A 19,144-nucleotide genomic window follows, 5' to 3' on the forward strand; every position below is an offset into this window, starting at 1 on the left:
GCTCCTGTCTGGATCCTGAAAGTGATTATTCGCTATCGTTTGTTTTTACTGGTAATCGCCAGAGGTTTTTACGTGTGCGTCTGCTGATAACCCTGCCATTGAGTGAATTAAAATGCAATATAAATGATTAAATATTGCTATGGGGATAAAAAAAGCCCCGCTCAGTGGCGGGGCTTAGGGGGGAGGTGGCCTCAGTTACGGCGCTCAAACGCCAGCGCGCGGCGTTCCACCAGGCGCATCAGCAGCGTCAGCAGGCCGTTGACGCACAGGTACACCAGGCCGGCGGCGCCGAACACCATCACGTCGTAGGTGCGGCCGTACATCAGCTGACTGTAGCCCATCACTTCCATCAGCGTGATGGTGTAAGCCAGCGAGGTGCTTTTGAACACCAGCACCACTTCGTTGGAGTAAGACGACAGCGCGCGTTTGAAGGCGAACGGCAACAGAATGCGCAAGGTCTGCCGGCGCGACATACCCAGCGCTTCGCACGACTGCCATTGCCCGGCGGGAATGGCGCGCACCGCGCCGTAGAACAGCTGCGTGGTGTAGGCCGCGCTGTTCAGCGCCAGCGCTATCATCGCGCACAGCCAGGGCTGCGACAGCAGGTTCCACAGCCACGGATAGTCGCGGATCGCCGGAAACTGACCGGGGCCGTAGTAGATCAGGAAGATCTGCACCAGCAGCGGCGTGCCGGTGAACAGCGTCACGTAGATCTTGACCAGCGGCGTCAGGATTGGCGTTTTCAGCGTTAGGATCACCGTCAGCAGCAGCGACAGCACCAGCGCGACGATCAGCGCGGCGACGGTCAGCGTCAGGCTGGTATGCAGCCCTTTGAGGATTTCCGGCAAATACTCAATCATCAGACCGGCCCCCGCTCAAAGCGCGTGGCGCGCAGCTCAATGCGTTTGATGACGTATTGGCTGAACAGCGTCACCAGCAGGTAGATGGCCGCCGCGATCACATACCAGGTAAAAGGCTCCTGGGTGCGGGTGGCGATGCTCTTGGTTTGCAACATCAGATCGTTCACGCTGATCAGCGACACCAGCGCGGTGTCTTTCAACAACACCAGCCACTGATTGCCGAGGCCGGGCAGGGCGTGGCGCCACATCTGCGGCATGATCAGGCGAAAGAAGATCGCCGCCTTACTCAGTCCAAGCGCTTGACCGGATTCCCACTGCCCCTGCGGCACCGCTTTGAGCGCGCCGCGCAGCGTCTGCGAGGCGTAGGCGGAATAGAGCAAGGCCAGGGCGATCACCCCGCACAGGAACGGGCTGACTTCGAAATTGTCGATCGCCAGCTGAATCGGCAGCTGGAACAGACCGAGGTTGAGGGTAAAGCCGTCGGAGAGCATCAGCAGCAGCTGCGACGAGCCGAAATAGATAAACAGCACCACCAGGATTTCCGGCAGGCCGCGCAACACGGTCACCCAAGCGGTGCCGAGCCAGCTGACCGCTTTCCAGCGGGACGATTCCCATACGGCGAACAGCATCGCCAGAATCAGCCCGAGGATCAGGGCGCAAACGGCAAGGCCGACGGTCATGCCGGCGGCGCTTGCTAAAGGTTGTAATTCATTCATTTGGGTGTATTACTGCTGGAACCATTTTTTGTAGATGGTTTCATAGGTACCATCCTGCTTGATCTTGTCCAGAGCGGCGTTGAACTTGCCCTGCAGATCGGTATTCTTCTGGCGCACCGCGATGCCGAGGCCGGTGCCGAAGTAGTCTTTGTCGGTCACTTTGGCGCCCACTGCCGCCAGCGCGTCATTCTGCTTCAGCCACTCGTTGACCACCGCGGTATCGCCGAACACCGCATCAACGCGGCCGTTCTTCAGATCCAAAATGGCGTTCTGGTAGCTGTCGTAAGGCACGGTGGTGATTTCCGGGTGCTTGTCGGTCAGGTATTTTTGGTGGGTGGTGCCGTTTTGCACGCCTACTTTCTTGCCTTTCAGCGCCGCCACGTCGGCGATTTTTCCTTTCTGCGCGATGAACAGCGCCGAGTTATCGTAGTAAGGCTTGGTGAACAGCACCTGCTTCTCACGCTCCGGCGTAATGTCCATGCCGGCCATCACCGCATCGAAACGCTTGAACTTCAGGCTCGGGATCAGGCTGTCGAACGCCTGGTTGGTGAAGGTGCACTCGGCCTGCATCTCTTTGCACAGCGCGTTGGCCAGATCGACATCAAAACCCTGAATTTTGTTGCCGGCGTCAATAAATTCAAATGGAGGATAGGAGGCTTCGGTAGCGAAACGGATGGTTTCGGCTGCGGAGGCGGAAACGCTGATGCCGGCCAGAACGGCGGCGATTATTAGTTTTTTCATCGCAAAATCCCCAAATTACAGCAAGTTAATTGTTAGTGTGATAAGTAGTTGGCAAACTCGGTGGTCCGTGGCTGCGCAAAGTGGCTGCTGTCGCCTTGCTCCACCACGTGGCCGTTTTCCATGTACACCACGCGGCTGGCGGTCTTGCGCGCCACTTCCACTTCGTGGGTGACGATCACCTGCGTGATGCCGGTGCCGGCCAGTTCGCGAATGATGCTGACGATCTGAGCGGTGATTTCCGGATCCAGCGCCGCGGTCGGTTCATCGAACAGCAGCACCTGGGGTTCCATCATCAGGGCGCGGGCGATCGCCACGCGCTGCTGCTGGCCGCCGGAAAGGTGCAGCGGGAAGCGATCGGCGAAGTCGGTCAGGCGCAGACGCTTGAGCAGCTTGTCGGCGCGCTCCATCGCCTGAGCCTTGGTCAGACCCAGCACGCGGCAAGGCGCCTCGATCAGGTTCTGAACCACGGTGAGGTGAGGCCACAGGTTGTATTGCTGGAAGACCATGCCGACGTTTTGACGCAGTTCGCGAATGGCTTTCTCGCCCGGCGCCTGTTTGAAGTCGAATTGGTTGCCGGCGATCTGCAGTTGGCCCGAACGCGGCATTTCCAGCAGGTTCAGCACCCGCAGCAATGAGCTTTTCCCGGCGCCGCTTGGGCCAAGCAGCACCAGGGTTTCCCCGGCTGGACAATCCAGCGTGATGTCAAACAGCGCCTGGTGAGCGCCGTAATAGCAATTGATACCGTTAAGTTGAATACTCATGCGCCAGAATTGAATAGACATTGATGCCGCAAATGTTAACTTCCGCAGAATACTTATGCAATCTTTGTGCGTTAAAATTTATGAGTGTGCGGCGGGACAGTAAAAGATTAGCACAAGATACCGCGACTCAAGCCGAGGGAGGGGATTTGTGGCGCAGGCTGTGATATCGGTAGCGAAATTTTTTCTATTGGACGAAATTTGAGCGACTGGCGGACGGCGGGGATGACCGACGCGGCAAGCCCGCGTCGGCCGGGGAAGGCGGGTTACTGGTTTTCCAGCACCTGGCGCACGCTGCCGTTGGTGGCGTGCGCTGGAACATTCAGGTAGCGAATATCATCAACCACCCAGCAGGTGCCTTCGCGCACCATCAGCACTTCGTCTTGCCAGTTCACGGTGCTGTTGGCGTCTTTCTGGTAGCTCAGATCAACGCGCAGCGGGATGTTCTTCGCATCGGTGTTAGGAATGGTCGAGGCGCTGGCGACGGAGGCGTTGCTTGGCCCTTGCGCATTGCCGGAGAACAGATCGCCGGTTATCCGGTGCTTGCCCGGGTTTTGAGCGGCGCTGACCAGATCCTGATACAGCACTTTGCTCAGATAGGGCTGCAGCTGCGCCAGGCGGTTGCTGTCCGGCAGGCCGGCGCCCTGCTGGATGCGCAGGTCATAGAACTTTTGCGCGACCGTATCCGGGCCGCCTTCCACACAGCTGCCGCTGCGGGTGCCGATATCCTTGTATGCCGGTTCCACCGTGGTACAGGCACTCAGCAACAGCGCTAAGGGTAAAACAGCCGCAATCGTTTTTGTTTTCATCTTATTACCTTATGTGAAAGTCTCTACCATGAAGACCGATAGCTTACAGTATAAATGCGTTTTTTGGCCTTGCATTCGTACTGCGTGCCATTGATTAAGCGAACATAATGCCAATCTTCTGGTCATAGATACGTTGAATTAATCAAACAAGGAGTTCTGATGCAGCTTTCAACTACCCCGACCCTGGAAGGGTTTACCATCACCGAATACTGCGGCGTCGTCACCGGCGAAGCGATCCTCGGCGCCAACATTTTTCGTGATTTCTTCGCCGGCGTGCGCGATATCGTCGGCGGCCGCTCGGGCGCTTATGAGAAAGAGCTGCGCAAGGCGCGCCTGATCGCATTCGAAGAGCTGGAAGACCAGGCGAAAGAGCTGGGCGCCAACGCGGTGGTCGGCATTGATATCGATTATGAAACCGTTGGCAAAGACGGCAGCATGCTGATGGTGACCGTCAGCGGCACCGCGGTGAAAGTCAGCCGCTAACGCCATTCCCCGCGCCCCGGCCGTTTCGCCGGGGCGACATCCTGTAGGTTCATCCCACCTTGTGCTGCTCGGCGATCGGGCGGTGTTCCTGCGGTTTCACCGGCGCCGACGCTTGGCGATGCGGCATTGGCTGAACGGACGGCTGGTGGATCTGCGGCGCCGGGGCAGGATGCGGCATGATGCGCGCTTGCGGCACCGGTGCCGGGCGCACTAACGCCGGATGCAGCGTTGCGGCCGGTTCGCGCGCCCCCGGCTGAACGACGTGCGGCACTATCTGAACCTGGGGGTGCACGGCGGATGGATGCAGCGGCGCAGCATGCACGGCCATCGGCTCCTGCGCGTGGGGCGCCGCCGGCGCGGTATGCGTGAACGCCGGAATGCTCCTCGGTTGTTGCACATGGGGCGCGTTGACCGACTGTTGCACGTGCGGCGCGGCCGCTACCGGCTGGGTGTGCGCAAAGGTCGGCAGGGTCATCGGCGCATGGGCCGCAGGCGCGACACGCGGCTGCGCGTTAGGCGTCGGCGGGTTGAAATGCGGCGTCGGTGCGGCGGTCGTATTGTTGTAGTTATTCACTGTATGGATGCTGCGATTCACATTGTTCACGTTGTTATATTGGTTGATGTTCGTGACGCGATTCACCACGGTGGTGGAATGCGATACGTAGGGCGCATCGCGGTAGACCACCGGTTGGCGTCGATCGTCCCAGCGCATATCCCAGCTGTGCCAACCGCTGTTGTGCTGATTGAACAATGAGGCGACCGCAATGCCGACACCGAAGCTGATCACGCCGGCCGCCAACATGTCGCCGCCGCTGTAGCCCGAAGGTTGATACCGATAGCTCGGATAAGCTGGGATCGGCGTGCCGTAGGCCACCCAGGGATCGTAATGCGGGACGTAAACCGTATCCGGCTGGCTGGGTTCGATGACGATGGTTTCGCCCGGCGCCGCCACCACGCGCTGGCGATAGGGCTGCTGCTCAACGTAACGGGGGGTGGGGGCCACGACGATGCGCTGCTGCGGGGTGTTTTTCAGCGTGCCTTGGCTGGCCGCCCGTTGACGCATCACCTGAATGGCGTTCATCACGTCGGTGGGATCGTTCAGGTAGGCGCTGCCCAGGGCGGTGGTCCAGGGGATGTTTTTCGCCATTTGATCGAGCACGTCGGGGAATTGCACCAGGCCGCGCACGCTGGGATCCCAAGGCTGAGCGTCGGCCGCTGAGCTGAGCGCCGCTGGTTGCAACCCGCGGTTTTGCGCCAGCCAGGCATCCGCGGCGCTGATTTGGTCAGGATAACCCGCGCCGGCCAACACCTGCGCCAGCAGCTTGTCGGGGAACAGCGCCACCGGGCTGACCAACTGGTACAGCTGGTCGGCGGTCAGCGGCGTATAGGCCGGCGCGCTCACATTGGCGGCGGATGCAGCCGAGGGCGGCGCGCTCCCGCCCATCGCATCGGCGACTTTTTGCCGATCGCAGCCGCTGAGCGGCAGCATGGCGGCACAGAGCAACCAGGACAGATAGCGTGGCGTGAACATGTTCGACTCCGCTCTTTCAGCGCAGATGATACTTTGAGACTATCATGGGCGGGAAAGGCCGCCAGTCGGGAGCAACACTCGCTTGCACATCGGCGTTGTCTGTCATTATTTCTCGACGAACGTGATGATTGGATACAGGTCAATCGCGTCGCGTTACATCTCTCACGGACGCCAATCAGGAGGATAAGTGAAAATTTGGCCAGGGATCATCGCCGCCGCGCTGTTGGCGGGGTGCCAAAATCCGCAACAGGACACGCTCGTCGATCGCGGCGCTTACCAGCTCGAGACGCTGCACCAGGCGCAGGGCGCCGATCGGCGCATTCGCTTTTTGGTGATGCACTATACGGCGGAAGACTTCCATTCATCTCTGAAAACGCTGACCGATGAACACGTCAGCGCGCACTACCTGTTGCCGGCGCATCCGCAGCGCGAACACGGCAAACCGACGGTGTACCGGCTGGTGCCGGAAGCGATGCGCGCCTGGCATGCCGGCGCCAGCGCCTGGCGCGGCCGCAGCAACCTCAACGACACCTCGATCGGCATCGAAATCGTCAACAAGGGGTTCACCCGCAGCATGCTGTTCACCCATTGGCAGCCTTATACGGCGGAGCAGATCGCCGTGCTGATCCCGCTGAGCCGTGACATCATCCAACGCTATGGCATCCAGCCGCAGGACGTGGTGGGGCACAGCGACATCGCACCGCAGCGCAAACAGGATCCCGGCCCGCTGTTCCCCTGGCGGCAACTGGCGCAGGCCGGCATTGGCGCCTGGCCGGACGAGGCAGACGTGCAGCGACTGCTGGCGGGGCGAGACAGACAGGCGCCGGTGCCGATGGCATCGCTGCTCAATAAACTGGCGCGTTACGGCTACGCGGTTGATTCGTCGTGGGATGCGCGGCAGCAGCGCAATGTGCTGGCGGCGTTTCAGATGCATTTCCGGCCCGACGATGTTCGCGGCGAGCCGGATGCAGAGAGTGAGGCGATTATCGATGCGCTGCTGGTGAAGTACGGCGCGTGGCGTTGATTACAGGCCGTGCAGTTTGCCGTGATCTTTCAGCCAGCGGGCGGTGCGCGCGATGCCTTCTTCCAGCGAGACGATCGGCTGATAGCCCAGCTCTTGCTGCGCGCGAGTGGTATCGAGCGTGAGGTCGAAGTTGAGTTTGGCGACGCCGTAGTGGGTCAACACCGGCTCCTTTTCGCTTTTGCTGCCCAGGCGCTCCATGCCGCGCGCCATCATGTCGAGCATCGGGTAGGGGACGGAGCGGATGCGACACTTCATGCCCAAATCGTCGATCAGCTGCTGCACCACGGTGCGAAGCGGACGCGGCTGCTGGTTGGTGATGTTGTAGGCGCGGCCGGACGGCGTGTCTTCTTTTAGCGTCGCCAGCCACATGGCGTGCACCGCGTTCTCCAGGTAAGTCATGTCCACCATCGCCGCGCCGCCGCGCGGCAGCAGCAGGTTGCCGTAGCGTTTGATCATTTGCAGCAGCCGCGGCAGCATCACCTTGTCGTGCGGCCCGAACAATCCCTGCGGGCGCAGAATGGTGAAATGGGTCTGCGGATTGGACAGCGCCAACTGCTGGATCACCTGCTCGCCGGCGGCCTTGCTGCGCGCGAACTCATTGGCGTAGCGCTGCGGGCGGAAGTCTTCGGTTACGTTGCGGTGATGGTGGTAATCGAAATAGATCGCCGGGGAAGAGATGTGAATGAACTGCGCCACGCCATAGGCCGCCGCCCATTCGCCGAGGCGGCGGGTGGCGCGGACGTTGGCCAGTTCGAAGGCTTCTTCGGTGCCCCAGGGCGAGGTAAAGCTGGAACAGTGCCACAGCACGTCGACGTCCGCCAGCATCGCCTTGGCCTGCGAAGAGATCAGGTTGGTGAGATCGGCATGAATGAAATCCGCGCCCATTTTTTCCAGCAGGCCGCCCATCGCCTGGTTGCGGCCGGTGGCGCGCACTTTGATGCCCTGACGGCGCAGATATTCAACGGCGTTACGGCCTAACCCACTGGTGGCACCGGTGACCAATACCTTCATAACGGACTCTATTCTCACCCAAAATCGGAATACCGGCGGGCGCTTGCGGCGCTCCCAGCAAATAAGATGCCATTCTTCCGTGATTTCGTGCGCTATGCAATCGGAAAGCCCCGAAGCACAGCGGCAAACTGTGCGGTTGATCGACAAATGAACGGCGTTCAGCGCTGTTGGCGGTCCAGGTTCTCGGCAAGCTCGGCGATGCGCTTCGCCATGCCGCGGAAAATGAACAGATGCGCGGGCATCATGGCGAACCAATACAGCAGCCCGCTGAAGCCGGCCGGATGCCACCAGGCGCGCACGTCCAGCGTGCGGCGATCGCCGCGATCGGTGATGGTGAAGCTCAGCCGCCCCAGGCCGGGCGCCTTCATGCCGAACAGCAGCGCCAGCTGCCGCAGCGGCTTCAGCGTGATGACTTTCCAGCCGTCGATCTCGTCGCCCAGCGCCAGGGCCGCGCGCGCCGGGCGGCCATAGACCACGCCGTTGCCGATCATGTCGTCCATGCGGGCGCGGATCCGCCACAGGATATTGGCGTAGAAATAGCCTTCCTCGCCCCCCAGCTGCTGCACCGTTTGCCACAGGGCCTGGCTGGAGGCGGCGGTGTCCAGCGCGCAACCGGCCTGTTTGGGGTAGTAGCCGTAGCCAGGGCGCCAGCGAGCCCGCGCCGCCGGATCGTAGCCCCAGTCGGCGGAGTCGACCACTTCCAGTTCGCGCTGCAGCGTGGCGGTGACCGCCTGATCAAAAGTGTGCAGGCGCTGCGGGATCAAGGCTTGCAGCGGCCGGCCGTCGGCGGGCAGATCGTGCTTCAGCCCCTGGATCAGCGCGCGGGCGATCGGCGTTGGCACCGAGGTGATCAGGCTGATGAACCACACCGAAATCAGCCGCGTCGGCAAGGGGATCGGGATCAGCCAGCGCCGTTTGCCGCTGATGGCGATAAAGCGTTGGAACATGTCCTGATAGCTGAGGTATTCCGGCCCGGCGACGTCGAAGATGCGGTGTTCCTCCGCCGGGTGCGCCAGCAGATCGGCCAGGTAAACCAGCAGGTTCTCCAGCGCCACCGGCGACGACTTCGAGCGCACCCAGCGCGGCGGCGTCAGCACCGGCAGGTTATAGACCATGTCGCGCATCACTTCGAACGCCGCCGAGCCGGGGCCGACGATGATGCCGGCGCGCAGCTCGGTCACCGGCACGCCGCTCTGGCGCAAGATCTCGCCGGTCAGGCGGCGGGCCTCCAGGTGCGGCGAACTGTCGTCGTTCGGCTGCAGCGCGCCGAGAAAGATCACCTGCTTGACGCCGGCATTGCGCAGCGCGTCGCGCAGATTTTCCGCCGCCTGGCGCTCCTTCTCGATAAAGTCGTCGCCGTCGCCCATCGCGTGCACCAGATAGTACAGCGTATCTATCTCCCACAGCGCCGCGCTCAGGGTGTCCGGGCGGTACAGATCGACATACAGGCAGTTGACCTGCGGCCAGTTCTGCTCCTGCAGCCACTCGATGCGCCGCGCGGCGGCGGTAATCTGGTGCCCCTGTTCGATCAGGTGCGGGATCAGGTTCTGGCCTATATAGCCGCTGGCTCCAAGAACCAGTACGCGTTGGGGTGTCATCGGGCCGCCTTGTGCGGTGAAAGAATCGCAGAACGACAGGATGCCAAATTCAGGGTTTAAATGCACTTTTTGTATGGGTATAAGCCGGTTGCATCCGCCGCGGCGCAGGTTCACACTACGCGCCCCTTATCGCACGAAAAACCGAATGCCATGAAGCTCAATGTGATTTGTTACGCCCTGCTGGGCCTGGCGCTGATCGCCAGTTTTTTCTCGCCGCATCCGGTGTGGATGGGGTTGCTGCTGGCGAACCTGCTGACGTTTCTGATCTACGGCGGCGATAAGCTGGCGGCGCGCAAGGGATGGCGACGAGTGCCGGAGGCGACGCTGTTGCTGTTCGGCGCGCTGGGCGGGTGGTTGGGCGCGCTGCTGGCGCAGCAGCTGTTTCGCCACAAAACCCAGAAACAGCCGTTTAAAACCTGGTTCATCCTCAGCGTGGCGCTCAATCTGGCGGCGGTGCTGGGGCTGTGGTACTGGGTTTACGGCCGCTGGATCTTCTGATTACAGCAGCAGCGGCAGAGTCGCGCTGGCGGTGGTCTGCATCGCCTGAGCGTAGGCGGGATCGCGCTGAGTCAGTTCGGCGATCATCAACTCCACCAGCAGCATGGCGCCGACCTTGGCCGGCAGGGCGCCAGCGGTCAGCGGCCCTTCCGGTTTGGCCGCCACCAGCAGCGTATCCGCCATCTTGGCCAGCGGGCTGCGTTGGGTATTGCTGACGGCGATCACGCGTGCGCCGCGCCCTTTGGCCAACGTCACCGCATGCAGCACGTCCTTGGTTGAGCCGGAGCTGGAGATGACGATCAGCAGATCCCGCTCACTCAGCGAGGCTGCATTCATCGCCGCCCGGTGCATGTCGCTGAACAGCTGCGCCGGTTTGCCGAGGCGCAACAGCTTGTAGTGCAGGAAGTCGCCGATGATGGCGCTGGCGGCGACGCCGTAAATCTGCACCGAAGCGCAACGTTGCAAGCTGTCCGCCGCCTGTTGCAGCGCCTGCGGATCCAACAGCGCGCCGGTATCCCGCAGCGCCTGTACGCTCTCTTCCACCAAATTTTCCGCCGCGCTTTGGCGCGTCGCCGCTTCCGGCTGGCTTTGTTGCAAGCTGAGGGCCAGCGCCATTTTAAATTCGGTATAGCCTTTGCAGCCGAGATGGCGGCACAGCCGCGTGACGCTGGCTTCGCTGGTGGCGCTTTCACGCGCCAGTTCGGTGATGGTCAGGTAAACGGCGCGGGAGGGCTCCGCAAGAAGATAGTTGCCGAGCTTTTGCAGCGTGGGGCTGTACCCTGCCAAATCCTGCCGCAGCCGCAATAACAAGTTGCCTGTATTCATCACGTTACCTTTCTGAGTATTCCCGTTTCTATTGTGGCGGAAAGACGCCGCGGCTCGCCAGTGAAATCGACGGATTGTGAAGCCGATCATCGTTATGAATAAATTTTTCATTAAAAATATTATTTTGTGGTAAAAATTTTCATCATAAAAATGATATCGGGGGAAAATTTATGTCAACACCAGAATTGCCGCGCTCCGGCGGCTGGTTCGAAAAAGCCCAGCTGTTCGGCAAGTCGTTCATGCTGCCGATCGCCGTGCTGCCGGCGGCCGGCCTGCTGTTGGGGATCGGCGGTGCGCTATCCAATCCCAATACCGTCGAGGCGTATCCCTTCCTCGATGTCGGCTGGTTGCAAAGCATATTTACCGTGATGGCCAGTGCCGGTGCTATTGTGTTCGCCAACCTGGCGGTCTTGTTCGCGGTCGGCGTGGCGGTGGGGCTGGCCAAAAGCGACAAGGGCACGGCGGGGCTGGCCTCGCTGATCGCCTATCTGGTAATGAACGCCACCATCAATGCGCTGTTGAAAATCAACGGCACGCTGGCCACGCAGAACGCGGGCGCGGTGGGGCAGGGAACGATTCTCGGGATCCAGACGCTGGAGACTGGGGTGTTCGGCGGGGTGGTCATCGGTTTGGTGACCTGGTATCTGCACGGCCGCTATAACAAGATAGCGCTGCCACCGTTCCTGGGTTTTTTTGGCGGCTCGCGCTTTGTGCCGATCGTCAGCTCACTGGCGGCGATGGCGGTCGGTGCCCTGATGACGGTGGTGTGGCCGCATTTCCAACAGTTGATCTTCGGCATGGGCGGGCTGGTAGACGCCAGCGGCTATCTCGGTACCTTTATCTACGGCTTCGTATTGCGCATGCTCGGGCCGTTCGGCCTGCATCACATCTTCTATCTACCGTTTTGGACCACCGCGCTTGGCGGCAGCGAAGTGATCAACGGACAGCTGGTGGAAGGCACACAGCGCATTTTTTTCGCCCAGTTGGCCGACCCGAATACACAGCAGTTCTACATTGGCACGGCGCGTTTCATGTCCGGCCGTTTTATCACCATGATGTTCGGCCTGGTCGGTGCCTGCCTGGCGATGTACCAGAGTGCGCGTCCCGAGAACCGCAAACGCGTCGGCGGACTGTTGCTGTCGGCTGCGCTGACTTCGTTTCTGACCGGCATCACCGAACCTATCGAATTCTCGTTCCTGTTTGTCGCACCGGCGCTGTACGTGGTGCACGCGCTGTTCGACGGCCTGGCGTTCATGATCGCTCACATCCTGCATATCACCATCGGCCAGACGTTCTCCGGCGGCTTTATCGATTTCATGCTGTTCGGCGTGCTGCAGGGCGAAGCGAAAACCCACTGGATGTACGTCCCGCTGGTCGGTGTGCCTTGGTTCTTCCTGTACTACTTCACGTTCCGTTTCCTGATCCTGCGCTTCAACTTTAAAACGCCGGGGCGCGAGGCGGAAGCTGCGCCGGAAGCGGTGATGACGGGCACCGAACGCTCGCAACAGGTGCTGGCAGCGCTGGGCGGCAAAGAGAATATCGTCGAACTGGATTGTTGCGCCACGCGATTGCGCGTGACGGTGAAACAGAGCCGGCTGCTGGACGAAAGCGGGCTGAAAGCCAGCGGCGCACGGGCGGTTATCGTTCGCGGCAACGGTGTTCAGGTGATCTACGGCCCGCACGTCACCATCATTAGAAACGAAGTCGAGGAGTTGTTGGATTTATGACGCTTTCCATTTTGCAGCAGATTGAGGGGCGCCTGGTGGTGTCTTGCCAGGCGCTGGACGACGAGCCGCTGCACAGCGATTTTATTATGTCGCGCATGGCGCTGGCGGCCGAGCAAGGCGGCGCGGCGGCGATCCGCGCCAACGGCGTCGAAGACGTCAACGCTATCATGCGCACGGTGGCGCTGCCGGTCATCGGCATCATAAAGCGCGATTATGCGGGCAGCGACGTCTACATCACGCCGACCCTGCGCGAAATCGATGAGTTGATGGCGGCGGCGCCGCAGATGATCGCGCTGGACGCCACCGGCCACCCGCGGCCGGGGGAGTTGCAGCTGGCGGCATTGGTCGCCGCGATCCGCGCCAGGTATCCCCGGCTGTTGCTGATGGCGGATATCGCCACCCTGGAGGAGGCGCAAGAGGCCGCCAGGTTGGGCTTCGACTGTGTGGGCACCACGCTGTACGGCTATACCGCCGAAAGCCGGGGCGCCCGACTGGCGGATAACGATTTCGGCTTTCTGCGTGCGGTGCTGGCGGCGGTATCGGTGCCAGTCATCGCTGAAGGCAATGTCGAAACGCCGGCGATGGCCGCGCGCTGCCTGAGGCTGGGGGCGCATGCGGTGGTGGTGGGCGGCGCCATTACGCGCCCGCAGCAGATCACCCGCCGCTTTGTCGACGCCATCGGCGGGCGATAAGAGACTCCCGGCGCACCGGGAGGGGAAATCAGGCGTGCTGCTGAAGAAACTCCCGCCACAGTTCGACCACCCGCTGCAGATCCTGACGGCTGACGTCGAGGTGGGTCAGAATGCGCGTCAGCGGGCCACTGCTGATCAGCACGCCGCGTTCGCGCATCCACGGACCGAATTTGGCCGCCAGCGCCGGCGGTTGGCGCAGGTACAGCACGTTGGTCTGCGCGCCGGGAGCGGCGATCTCCACGCCGATCTGCCGCAGCTGTTGCTCCAGCCAGACCGCGTTGTCATGGTCTTCGCGCAGCCGTGCAACGTTATGCTCCAGCGCGTAGAGACCGGCCGCCGCCAGGATGCCGGCCTGACGCAGCCCGCCGCCGGTCATCTTGCGCCAGCGCAGCGCGCTCTGAATGAAGGCCTCGCTGCCGCACAGCAGCGATCCGACCGGCGCGCCCAACCCTTTCGACAGGCAAATGGTGAAGGTGTCGCAGTATTGCACGATCTCTTTCAGCGGCAGGTTCAGCGCCACGGCGGCGTTGAAGATGCGCGCGCCGTCGATATGCAGCGCCAGCTGCCGCTCGCGGGTAAACTGCCACGCCTGCTGCAGGTAGGCCTGCGGCAGGACTCGGCCGCTGATGGTGTTTTCCAGGCTCAGCAGCCGGGTGCGGGCGAAGTGGATATCGTCGGGTTTGATGGCGGCGGCGAGCTTGTCCAGCGGCAGCGTGCCGTCGGCGTCGGCCTCGATCGGCTGCGGCTGAATGCTGCCCAGCACCGCTGCGCCGCCGGCTTCGTATTTGTAGTTGTGCGCCTGCTGGCCGACCAGGTATTCATCGCCGCGCTGGCAGTGGCTCAGCAGCGCCACCAGGTTGGCCTGGGTGCCGCTGGGCAGAAACAATGCCGCTTCTTTGCCTGACAGGCGCACCGCCTCGGCCTCCAGCGCGTTGACCGTCGGGTCATCGCCGTAGACGTCGTCGCCGACCTCTGCCTGAGCCATCGCCTGGCGCATGGCGGCGCTGGGGCGGGTGACGGTGTCGCTGCGTAGATCGATAAGCATAGGGTTCCTGGAATGTAAGGGAGAGGAAAAGGGTACATGGCATCATATACCCTTTATTTTATCGGGGCAGCTTGCTTAGCGCAGCCAGTTGGTTTTCGCCAGTTCAACCACTTCGTCGCCGCGGCCGTTGATGATAGCGCGCAGCATGTACAGGCTGAAGCCTTTCGCCTGTTCGAACTTGATCTGCGGCGGCATTGCCAGCTCTTGCTTGGCGGTGACCACGTCCAGCAGCGCCGGGCCGGGGTGCGCCAACATCTCCTGCAGCGCGCCGTCCAGAGCGGAGGCTTTTTCCACGCGGATGCCCTTGATGCCGGCGGCGTTGGCGATCGCCGCGAAGTCCGGATTATGCAGATCGGTGCCGTCGGTCAGGTAGCCGCCGGCCTTCATCTCCATCGCCACGAACCCCAGCACGCTGTTGTTGAACACTACGATTTTCACCGGCAATTTGAGCTGCGCCAGCGACAGGAAATCCCCCATCAGCATGGTGAAGCCGCCGTCGCCGCACATGGCGATCACCTGTTTATCCGGCGCGGTGGCCTGAGCGCCGATCGCCTGCGGCATGGCGTTGGCCATCGAACCGTGGTTGAACGAACCGAGCAGGCGGCGCTTGCCGTTCATTTTCACGTAGCGGGCGGCCCACACCGTCGGCGTGCCGACGTCGCAGGTGAAGATGGCGTCGTCGCTGGCATAGTGGCTGAGCTGCTGCGCCAGATATTGCGGGTGGATCGGCTGGTCGTCGTTGGCGGTCGCCAGCCCGTCGAGATCCTTGCGCGCGTTGCGGTAATGCTCCAGCGCCTTGTCGAGGAACGCCCGGTCACGCTTCGGTTCCAGCTGCGGCAGCAGGGCGGTGAGGGTGGTGTGGATATCGCCCACCAGCGCCATATTGACCGGGCAGTGCGCGCCGATGCTGCCGGGGTTGATGTCGATCTGAATGATGTTGGCGTTGGTGGGGTAGAACGCGCGATAGGGGAACTGGGTGCCGAGCAGCACCAGCGTGTCGGCGTTCATCATCGCGTGGTAGCCGGAAGAGAAACCGATCAGCCCGGTCATGCCGACGCTGTAGGGGTTGTCCCATTCGATATGCTCTTTACCGCGCAGCGCGTGCACCACCGGCGCCTGCAGCAGCTCGGCCAGCTTAACCACTTCATCGTGCGCGCCGGCGCAGCCGCTGCCGCACATCAGGGTGATGTTCTTCGCCTTGTTCAGCGTTTCCGCCAGCTTGTTCAGCTCGCTCATCGGCGGCTGCACCAGCGGCAGCGCCGGGGTATGCCAGGTCACGGCCGCGTCTTCCGGCGCCATGCGCAGCGCCACGTCGCCCGGCAAGACGACCACCGACACGCCACGATTGAGGATCGCCTTGCGCATGGCGATCTCCAGCACGCGCGGCAGCTGTTCCGGGTTGGAGACCAGTTCGCAATAGTGGCTGCATTCGCGGAACAGCTCCTGCGGATGGGTTTCCTGGAAGTAGCCGCTGCCGATTTCGCTGGAAGGGATATGCGCGGCGATCGCCAGCACCGGCACATGGTTGCGGTGGCAGTCGAACAGGCCGTTGATCAGGTGCAGGTTGCCGGGGCCGCAGGAACCGGCGCACACCGCCAACTGGCCGGTAAGCTGGGCTTCGGCGCCGGCGGCGAAGGCGGCAACCTCTTCATGGCGGGTGCCCAGCCATTCGATGGTGCCCATGCGGTGCAGGCTGTCGCTAAGGCCGTTGAGCGAATCGCCGGTCACGCCCCAAATGCGTTTGACGCCTGCTTGATCCAGCGTTTTGGCGATCAGTGTGGCTACGGTTTGCTTCATGGTTCCCCCAAACAAGGTTTGAAAAACGATGTGGACTCGATCCGGTGAGTGGCAGCAGAACAACTGCAAGCATAGCTTACCGGCTGTGGACGAGATGCGGTCAGGAAGGGTAAAGAGCGTAGGACGGGGAAAAGTGTAACCGGGCTGAAGAGGGGGAACTTGCCGATAAATGCCCCATCGCGGCGATGGGGCCAGGGATCACGCCAGCGTGACATCGCCCTGCAGTTGGCAACTACAGGCCAGCACGTAGCCCTGCGCGATTTCTTCCGCGCTCAGCGTCATGGCGCTGGTGGTGGTGTAGTCGCCCTCGAGGATGCGGGTTTTGCACGAGCCGCACACCCCGGCGCGGCAGGCGGCGTTGACCGGCAGGGCATGGGCCTCCATCGCCGCCAGCAGCGTGCTGCCGACCGGCACGCGGAATTCGCGCAGCGGGCGGGCGGCGCGCAGCGTCAGCCCTTCGGTGGCGTCGGCCTGCGCCGTCGGCGTGTGGAACAGCTCTTTATGGAAACGCTCGGCCGGCACGCCGAGCCGGCGGCAAAGCAGCTCCACCTGATCCATGTAGGGCTCGGGGCCGCAGGTCATCACCGTGCGTTCGGCGATATCCGGCGCCGCCTGCCGCAGCGTCTGCTCATTGATGCGGCCGCTGAGGTAGCCGGGTTGCAGATCCTGCTCGGCCATCAGCGTCAGGCGCAGCTGCGGATGGGCGGCGCACAGCGCGCGCCATTGAGCGGCGAAAATCGTGTCGGCGGGGGTGCGCACGTTAACGATCGCGGCGATATCGCAGGCCGGGCGGTTGGCGGTCAGCCAGCGGCACATCGAGACGATCGGCGTCACGCCGCAGCCGGCGGCCAGCATCAGATAACGATCGGCCGGGTGGCGCTCGCAGCTGAATTCGCCCTGCGCGTCGGACAGCCACAGCGTGTTGCCGGGCTTGACCTCTTGCGTCAGCCAGCGCGATCCGACGCCGTCCGGCAGGCAGCGCACGCTGATGCTGAGAAAGCGGCTCTGGCCGGGCGAGGAGGAGAGCGTATAGGCGCGCAGCGTCTCCTCGCTGTTGCGAATGCTGACCAGCGCGAACTGGCCGGCCTGGTAAGGATAGAAAACGTCGCAGATCAGGTTCAGCGTCCAGACGTCGGCGGTTTCACGCCGGATGGAATGCACCTGCATGCGGTTCGGGCAAAGCGGAGTGGGTTGAGTCATCGGGCACCTCAAAAAGCAAAGGGGCCGGCGCAGGCGGCCCCATAACGTAACGGCATCAGGCGAGCAGCGCGGCGATATCCTGCTCGACGGTGGTGATCGGACGCAGGCCGAATTTCTCGTTGAGGATCGCCATCAGATTGTCGGTCAGGAAGCCCGGCGCGGTCGGGCCGGTGACGATGTTTTTCACCCCCAGCGACAGCAGCGTCAGCAGAATGACGATCGCCTTCTGTTCAAACCACGACAGCACCAGACTCAGCGGCAGCTCGTTGACGCTGCAGCCGAGCGTGTCCGCCAGCTTGACCGCCAGCATGATGGCGGAGTAGGCGTCGTTGCACTGGCCGACGTCCAGCAGGCGCGGCAACCCCTCCAGCGTGCCGAAGTCCAGCTTGTTGAAACGGTACTTGCCGCAGGCCAGCGTCATGATCAGGCAGTCTTGCGGCACGCTGCGGGCGAAGTCGGTGAAATAGCTGCGTTCGTCACGGCTGCCATCGCAGCCGCCCACCAGGAAGACGTGGCGCAGTTTTTTCTGCGACACCAGGTCGATGACCGTGTCGGCGGCGTTCAGCAGCGTCTGGCGGCCGAAGCCGACGGTGATCAGGTGCTCGATCTCGGTATAAGGGAAACCGTTCATGCCCTGCGCCTGGCGGATCACGGCGCCGAAGTCGTCGCCTTCCAGATGGTTGACGCCCGGCCAGCCGACGATGCTGCGGGTCCAGATGCGATCGCCGTAGTTGCCGACGTTAGGATCGATGATGCAGTTGGAGGTCATCACGATCGGGCCGGGGAATTTGGCGAATTCCGTCTGCTGGTTTTGCCAGCCGCTGCCGTAGTTGCCCACCAGGTGCTTGAATTTTTTCAGTTCCGGATAGCCGTGTGCCGGCAGCATTTCACCGTGGGTGTAGACGTTGACGTTTTGCCCTTCGGTTTGCTCGAGCAGCATGCGCAGATCTTTGAGATCGTGGCCGGAAATCAGAATGGCTTTCCCGGCTACAGGGCGCACGTTGACCGCGCTGGGCTGCGGATCGCCGTAGGCCTGGGTCTCACCGCGATCGAGGATCGCCATCACGTTGAAGTTCATCTTGCCGATGCCCATGGCGTTGTTCAGCAGGGTATCGACGTCGCGCGGCCGGGTGCCGAGCCAGGCCATGAAAGCGTGGTAGTCGGCATAGAGCTGTTCGTCGAACTGGCCGAGCACGTGCGCGTGTTCCATATAGGCCGCCGCGCCTTTCAGGCCATACAGACACAGCAGGCGCAAACCGTGTACGTCGTCGCCGACCTCGGCCTTGTCGCTGTCGAGGGCAAACTGCGCCGCCTGCTGCAGCAGTGCAGGCATAGCGTCGCCGGCCAGCTGCAGCGCCGCCATCGGGTGATCGACGCGCACGCCGGCATCCAGCAACCGGCAACGGGCGGCCAGCGAGTCGCGCAGCAGCAGGGTTTCCCGTGCGTAACCGATGATGCGCTGGGAGTCGAAGTTAACGTTGGTCAGGGTGGAGAAGAAGGTGCGCGGGGCGAAGCTGTCGATTTCGTGGTCGACGATGCCCAGCGAACGCGCCTGCAGCGCCCAGGCGGAGAGGCCCTGCAGCGCCGCCACCAGCAGATCCTGCAGATCGGAGGTTTCCGCCGTTTTGCCGCACATGCCCTGAGCATACGCGCAGCCGTTGCCTGCCGGGGTTCGAATGGTTTGTTCACATTGCACACAGAACATAGTCGCTTCCTTTTATTTTTAAAGTTGCATTTGTAATGCTTGTTTAAAAGCATAGATCGGCGATCGGGGTTGCAAAAGGCTTTTGTGCGACTACTGCGGGCAAGTTTGATTTAGCGCAATTTTG

The 19,144-nt window shown here is 62.1% G+C and carries 18 protein-coding genes; 5 read left to right on the forward strand and 13 right to left on the reverse strand.

From position 1 onward, the window contains the following. Window positions 1–191: 191 nt before the first annotated feature. The 5 genes from artM to ACTJJ6_RS01050 all read right to left on the reverse strand — a co-directional run bounded on the left by artM (window position 192) and on the right by ACTJJ6_RS01050 (window position 3,884). Window positions 192–860 carry an arginine ABC transporter permease ArtM gene (gene artM / locus ACTJJ6_RS01030; RefSeq protein WP_033637817.1) on the reverse strand — a complete coding sequence of 223 codons (669 nt, stop codon included), beginning with the start codon at window positions 858–860 and terminating at the stop codon, window positions 192–194. Then, a complete protein-coding gene (gene artQ / locus ACTJJ6_RS01035; protein WP_028127976.1) occupies window positions 860–1,576 on the reverse strand; it encodes an arginine ABC transporter permease ArtQ in 717 nt (238 codons plus the stop codon). The genes artM and artQ overlap by 1 nt, the downstream gene beginning before the upstream one ends. Window positions 1,577–1,585: 9 nt before the next feature. Continuing rightward, complete coding sequence (gene artJ / locus ACTJJ6_RS01040; RefSeq protein ID WP_004928409.1) at window positions 1,586–2,317, reverse strand: arginine ABC transporter substrate-binding protein; 732 nt, start codon at window positions 2,315–2,317, stop codon at window positions 1,586–1,588. 32 nt (window positions 2,318–2,349) lie between these two features. Then, a complete protein-coding gene (gene artP / locus ACTJJ6_RS01045) occupies window positions 2,350–3,078 on the reverse strand; it encodes an arginine ABC transporter ATP-binding protein ArtP (RefSeq protein WP_016928352.1) in 729 nt (242 codons plus the stop codon). Between the two features lie 263 nt (window positions 3,079–3,341). Next, window positions 3,342–3,884: a lipoprotein gene (locus tag ACTJJ6_RS01050; protein ID WP_028127978.1), complete on the reverse strand. Its 543-nt coding sequence runs from the start codon at window positions 3,882–3,884 to the stop codon at window positions 3,342–3,344. A gap of 159 nt (window positions 3,885–4,043) precedes the next feature. Between ACTJJ6_RS01050 and ACTJJ6_RS01055 the strand changes: the two genes are divergently transcribed. After that, on the forward strand, window positions 4,044–4,367 hold the full coding sequence (locus tag ACTJJ6_RS01055; protein WP_004928400.1) for a heavy metal-binding domain-containing protein: 324 nt from the start codon (window positions 4,044–4,046) through the stop codon (window positions 4,365–4,367). Between the two features lie 49 nt (window positions 4,368–4,416). Here ACTJJ6_RS01055 and ACTJJ6_RS01060 read toward each other — a convergent pair whose 3' ends face one another. Beyond that, entirely contained in the window at window positions 4,417–5,898 is a 1,482-nt protein-coding gene (locus ACTJJ6_RS01060) for a DUF3300 domain-containing protein (RefSeq protein ID WP_440801759.1), read from the reverse strand. Between the two features lie 187 nt (window positions 5,899–6,085). On the opposite strand from ACTJJ6_RS01060, the gene ACTJJ6_RS01065 reads away from it, so the two are divergent. Beyond that, window positions 6,086–6,922, forward strand: a complete 837-nt coding sequence (locus tag ACTJJ6_RS01065; protein WP_440801762.1) for an N-acetylmuramoyl-L-alanine amidase — start codon at window positions 6,086–6,088, stop codon at window positions 6,920–6,922. On the opposite strand, the gene ACTJJ6_RS01070 is transcribed toward ACTJJ6_RS01065, so the two are convergent. Further along, window positions 6,923–7,933 carry an NAD-dependent epimerase/dehydratase family protein gene (locus ACTJJ6_RS01070; RefSeq protein ID WP_049299051.1) on the reverse strand — a complete coding sequence of 337 codons (1,011 nt, stop codon included), beginning with the start codon at window positions 7,931–7,933 and terminating at the stop codon, window positions 6,923–6,925. It abuts the gene before it with no gap. Between the two features lie 158 nt (window positions 7,934–8,091). Beyond that, complete coding sequence (locus ACTJJ6_RS01075) at window positions 8,092–9,531, reverse strand: DUF2867 domain-containing protein (RefSeq protein WP_440801765.1); 1,440 nt, start codon at window positions 9,529–9,531, stop codon at window positions 8,092–8,094. Between the two features lie 150 nt (window positions 9,532–9,681). Between ACTJJ6_RS01075 and ACTJJ6_RS01080 the strand changes: the two genes are divergently transcribed. Then, window positions 9,682–10,029 carry a DUF1294 domain-containing protein gene (locus ACTJJ6_RS01080; protein WP_028127981.1) on the forward strand — a complete coding sequence of 116 codons (348 nt, stop codon included), beginning with the start codon at window positions 9,682–9,684 and terminating at the stop codon, window positions 10,027–10,029. On the opposite strand, the gene ACTJJ6_RS01085 is transcribed toward ACTJJ6_RS01080, so the two are convergent. Beyond that, complete coding sequence (locus tag ACTJJ6_RS01085; protein ID WP_028127982.1) at window positions 10,030–10,857, reverse strand: MurR/RpiR family transcriptional regulator; 828 nt, start codon at window positions 10,855–10,857, stop codon at window positions 10,030–10,032. A 167-nt stretch (window positions 10,858–11,024) separates the two neighbouring features. On the opposite strand from ACTJJ6_RS01085, the gene ACTJJ6_RS01090 reads away from it, so the two are divergent. Next, on the forward strand, window positions 11,025–12,581 hold the full coding sequence (locus ACTJJ6_RS01090; protein ID WP_115435810.1) for a PTS transporter subunit EIIC: 1,557 nt from the start codon (window positions 11,025–11,027) through the stop codon (window positions 12,579–12,581). After that, a complete protein-coding gene (locus ACTJJ6_RS01095; RefSeq protein WP_004928379.1) occupies window positions 12,578–13,273 on the forward strand; it encodes an N-acetylmannosamine-6-phosphate 2-epimerase in 696 nt (231 codons plus the stop codon). Before ACTJJ6_RS01090 ends, ACTJJ6_RS01095 begins: the two co-directional genes overlap by 4 nt. Window positions 13,274–13,301: 28 nt before the next feature. On the opposite strand, the gene ltaE is transcribed toward ACTJJ6_RS01095, so the two are convergent. The 4 genes from ltaE to hcp all read right to left on the reverse strand — a co-directional run bounded on the left by ltaE (window position 13,302) and on the right by hcp (window position 19,020). Then, the gene (ltaE, locus tag ACTJJ6_RS01100; protein WP_440801768.1) at window positions 13,302–14,318 is read right to left on the reverse strand and encodes a low-specificity L-threonine aldolase; all 1,017 of its coding nucleotides are present in this window, start codon (window positions 14,316–14,318) and stop codon (window positions 13,302–13,304) included. A gap of 75 nt (window positions 14,319–14,393) precedes the next feature. After that, window positions 14,394–16,115 carry a ubiquinone-dependent pyruvate dehydrogenase gene (gene poxB / locus ACTJJ6_RS01105; protein ID WP_197758102.1) on the reverse strand — a complete coding sequence of 574 codons (1,722 nt, stop codon included), beginning with the start codon at window positions 16,113–16,115 and terminating at the stop codon, window positions 14,394–14,396. A gap of 198 nt (window positions 16,116–16,313) precedes the next feature. Next, the gene (gene hcr, locus ACTJJ6_RS01110; protein WP_440801770.1) at window positions 16,314–17,315 is read right to left on the reverse strand and encodes an NADH oxidoreductase; all 1,002 of its coding nucleotides are present in this window, start codon (window positions 17,313–17,315) and stop codon (window positions 16,314–16,316) included. 55 nt (window positions 17,316–17,370) lie between these two features. Beyond that, a complete protein-coding gene (gene hcp, locus ACTJJ6_RS01115) occupies window positions 17,371–19,020 on the reverse strand; it encodes a hydroxylamine reductase (RefSeq protein WP_440801773.1) in 1,650 nt (549 codons plus the stop codon). Between the last annotated feature and the right edge of the window lie 124 nt (window positions 19,021–19,144).

The sequence above is a fragment of the Serratia sp. 22278 genome (assembly GCF_052045405.1).
Classification (GTDB): Bacteria; Pseudomonadota; Gammaproteobacteria; order Enterobacterales; family Enterobacteriaceae; genus Serratia; species Serratia marcescens.

Excerpts from the sequence above, each read along its gene's own strand:
- artM (WP_033637817.1), bottom strand. The coding sequence starts at position 860 with ATGATTGAGTATTTGCCGGAAATCCTCAAAGGGCTGCATACCAGCCTG.
- artQ (WP_028127976.1), bottom strand. The coding sequence starts at position 1,576 with ATGAATGAATTACAACCTTTAGCAAGCGCCGCCGGCATGACCGTCGGC.
- artJ (WP_004928409.1), bottom strand. The coding sequence starts at position 2,317 with ATGAAAAAACTAATAATCGCCGCCGTTCTGGCCGGCATCAGCGTTTCC.
- artP (WP_016928352.1), bottom strand. The coding sequence starts at position 3,078 with ATGAGTATTCAACTTAACGGTATCAATTGCTATTACGGCGCTCACCAG.
- ACTJJ6_RS01050 (WP_028127978.1), bottom strand. The coding sequence starts at position 3,884 with ATGAAAACAAAAACGATTGCGGCTGTTTTACCCTTAGCGCTGTTGCTG.
- ACTJJ6_RS01055 (WP_004928400.1), top strand. The coding sequence starts at position 4,044 with ATGCAGCTTTCAACTACCCCGACCCTGGAAGGGTTTACCATCACCGAA.
- ACTJJ6_RS01060 (WP_440801759.1), bottom strand. The coding sequence starts at position 5,898 with ATGTTCACGCCACGCTATCTGTCCTGGTTGCTCTGTGCCGCCATGCTG.
- ACTJJ6_RS01070 (WP_049299051.1), bottom strand. The coding sequence starts at position 7,933 with ATGAAGGTATTGGTCACCGGTGCCACCAGTGGGTTAGGCCGTAACGCC.
- ACTJJ6_RS01075 (WP_440801765.1), bottom strand. The coding sequence starts at position 9,531 with ATGACACCCCAACGCGTACTGGTTCTTGGAGCCAGCGGCTATATAGGC.
- ACTJJ6_RS01080 (WP_028127981.1), top strand. The coding sequence starts at position 9,682 with ATGAAGCTCAATGTGATTTGTTACGCCCTGCTGGGCCTGGCGCTGATC.
- ACTJJ6_RS01090 (WP_115435810.1), top strand. The coding sequence starts at position 11,025 with ATGTCAACACCAGAATTGCCGCGCTCCGGCGGCTGGTTCGAAAAAGCC.
- ACTJJ6_RS01095 (WP_004928379.1), top strand. The coding sequence starts at position 12,578 with ATGACGCTTTCCATTTTGCAGCAGATTGAGGGGCGCCTGGTGGTGTCT.
- ltaE (WP_440801768.1), bottom strand. The coding sequence starts at position 14,318 with ATGCTTATCGATCTACGCAGCGACACCGTCACCCGCCCCAGCGCCGCC.
- poxB (WP_197758102.1), bottom strand. The coding sequence starts at position 16,115 with ATGAAGCAAACCGTAGCCACACTGATCGCCAAAACGCTGGATCAAGCA.
- hcr (WP_440801770.1), bottom strand. The coding sequence starts at position 17,315 with ATGACTCAACCCACTCCGCTTTGCCCGAACCGCATGCAGGTGCATTCC.
- hcp (WP_440801773.1), bottom strand. The coding sequence starts at position 19,020 with ATGTTCTGTGTGCAATGTGAACAAACCATTCGAACCCCGGCAGGCAAC.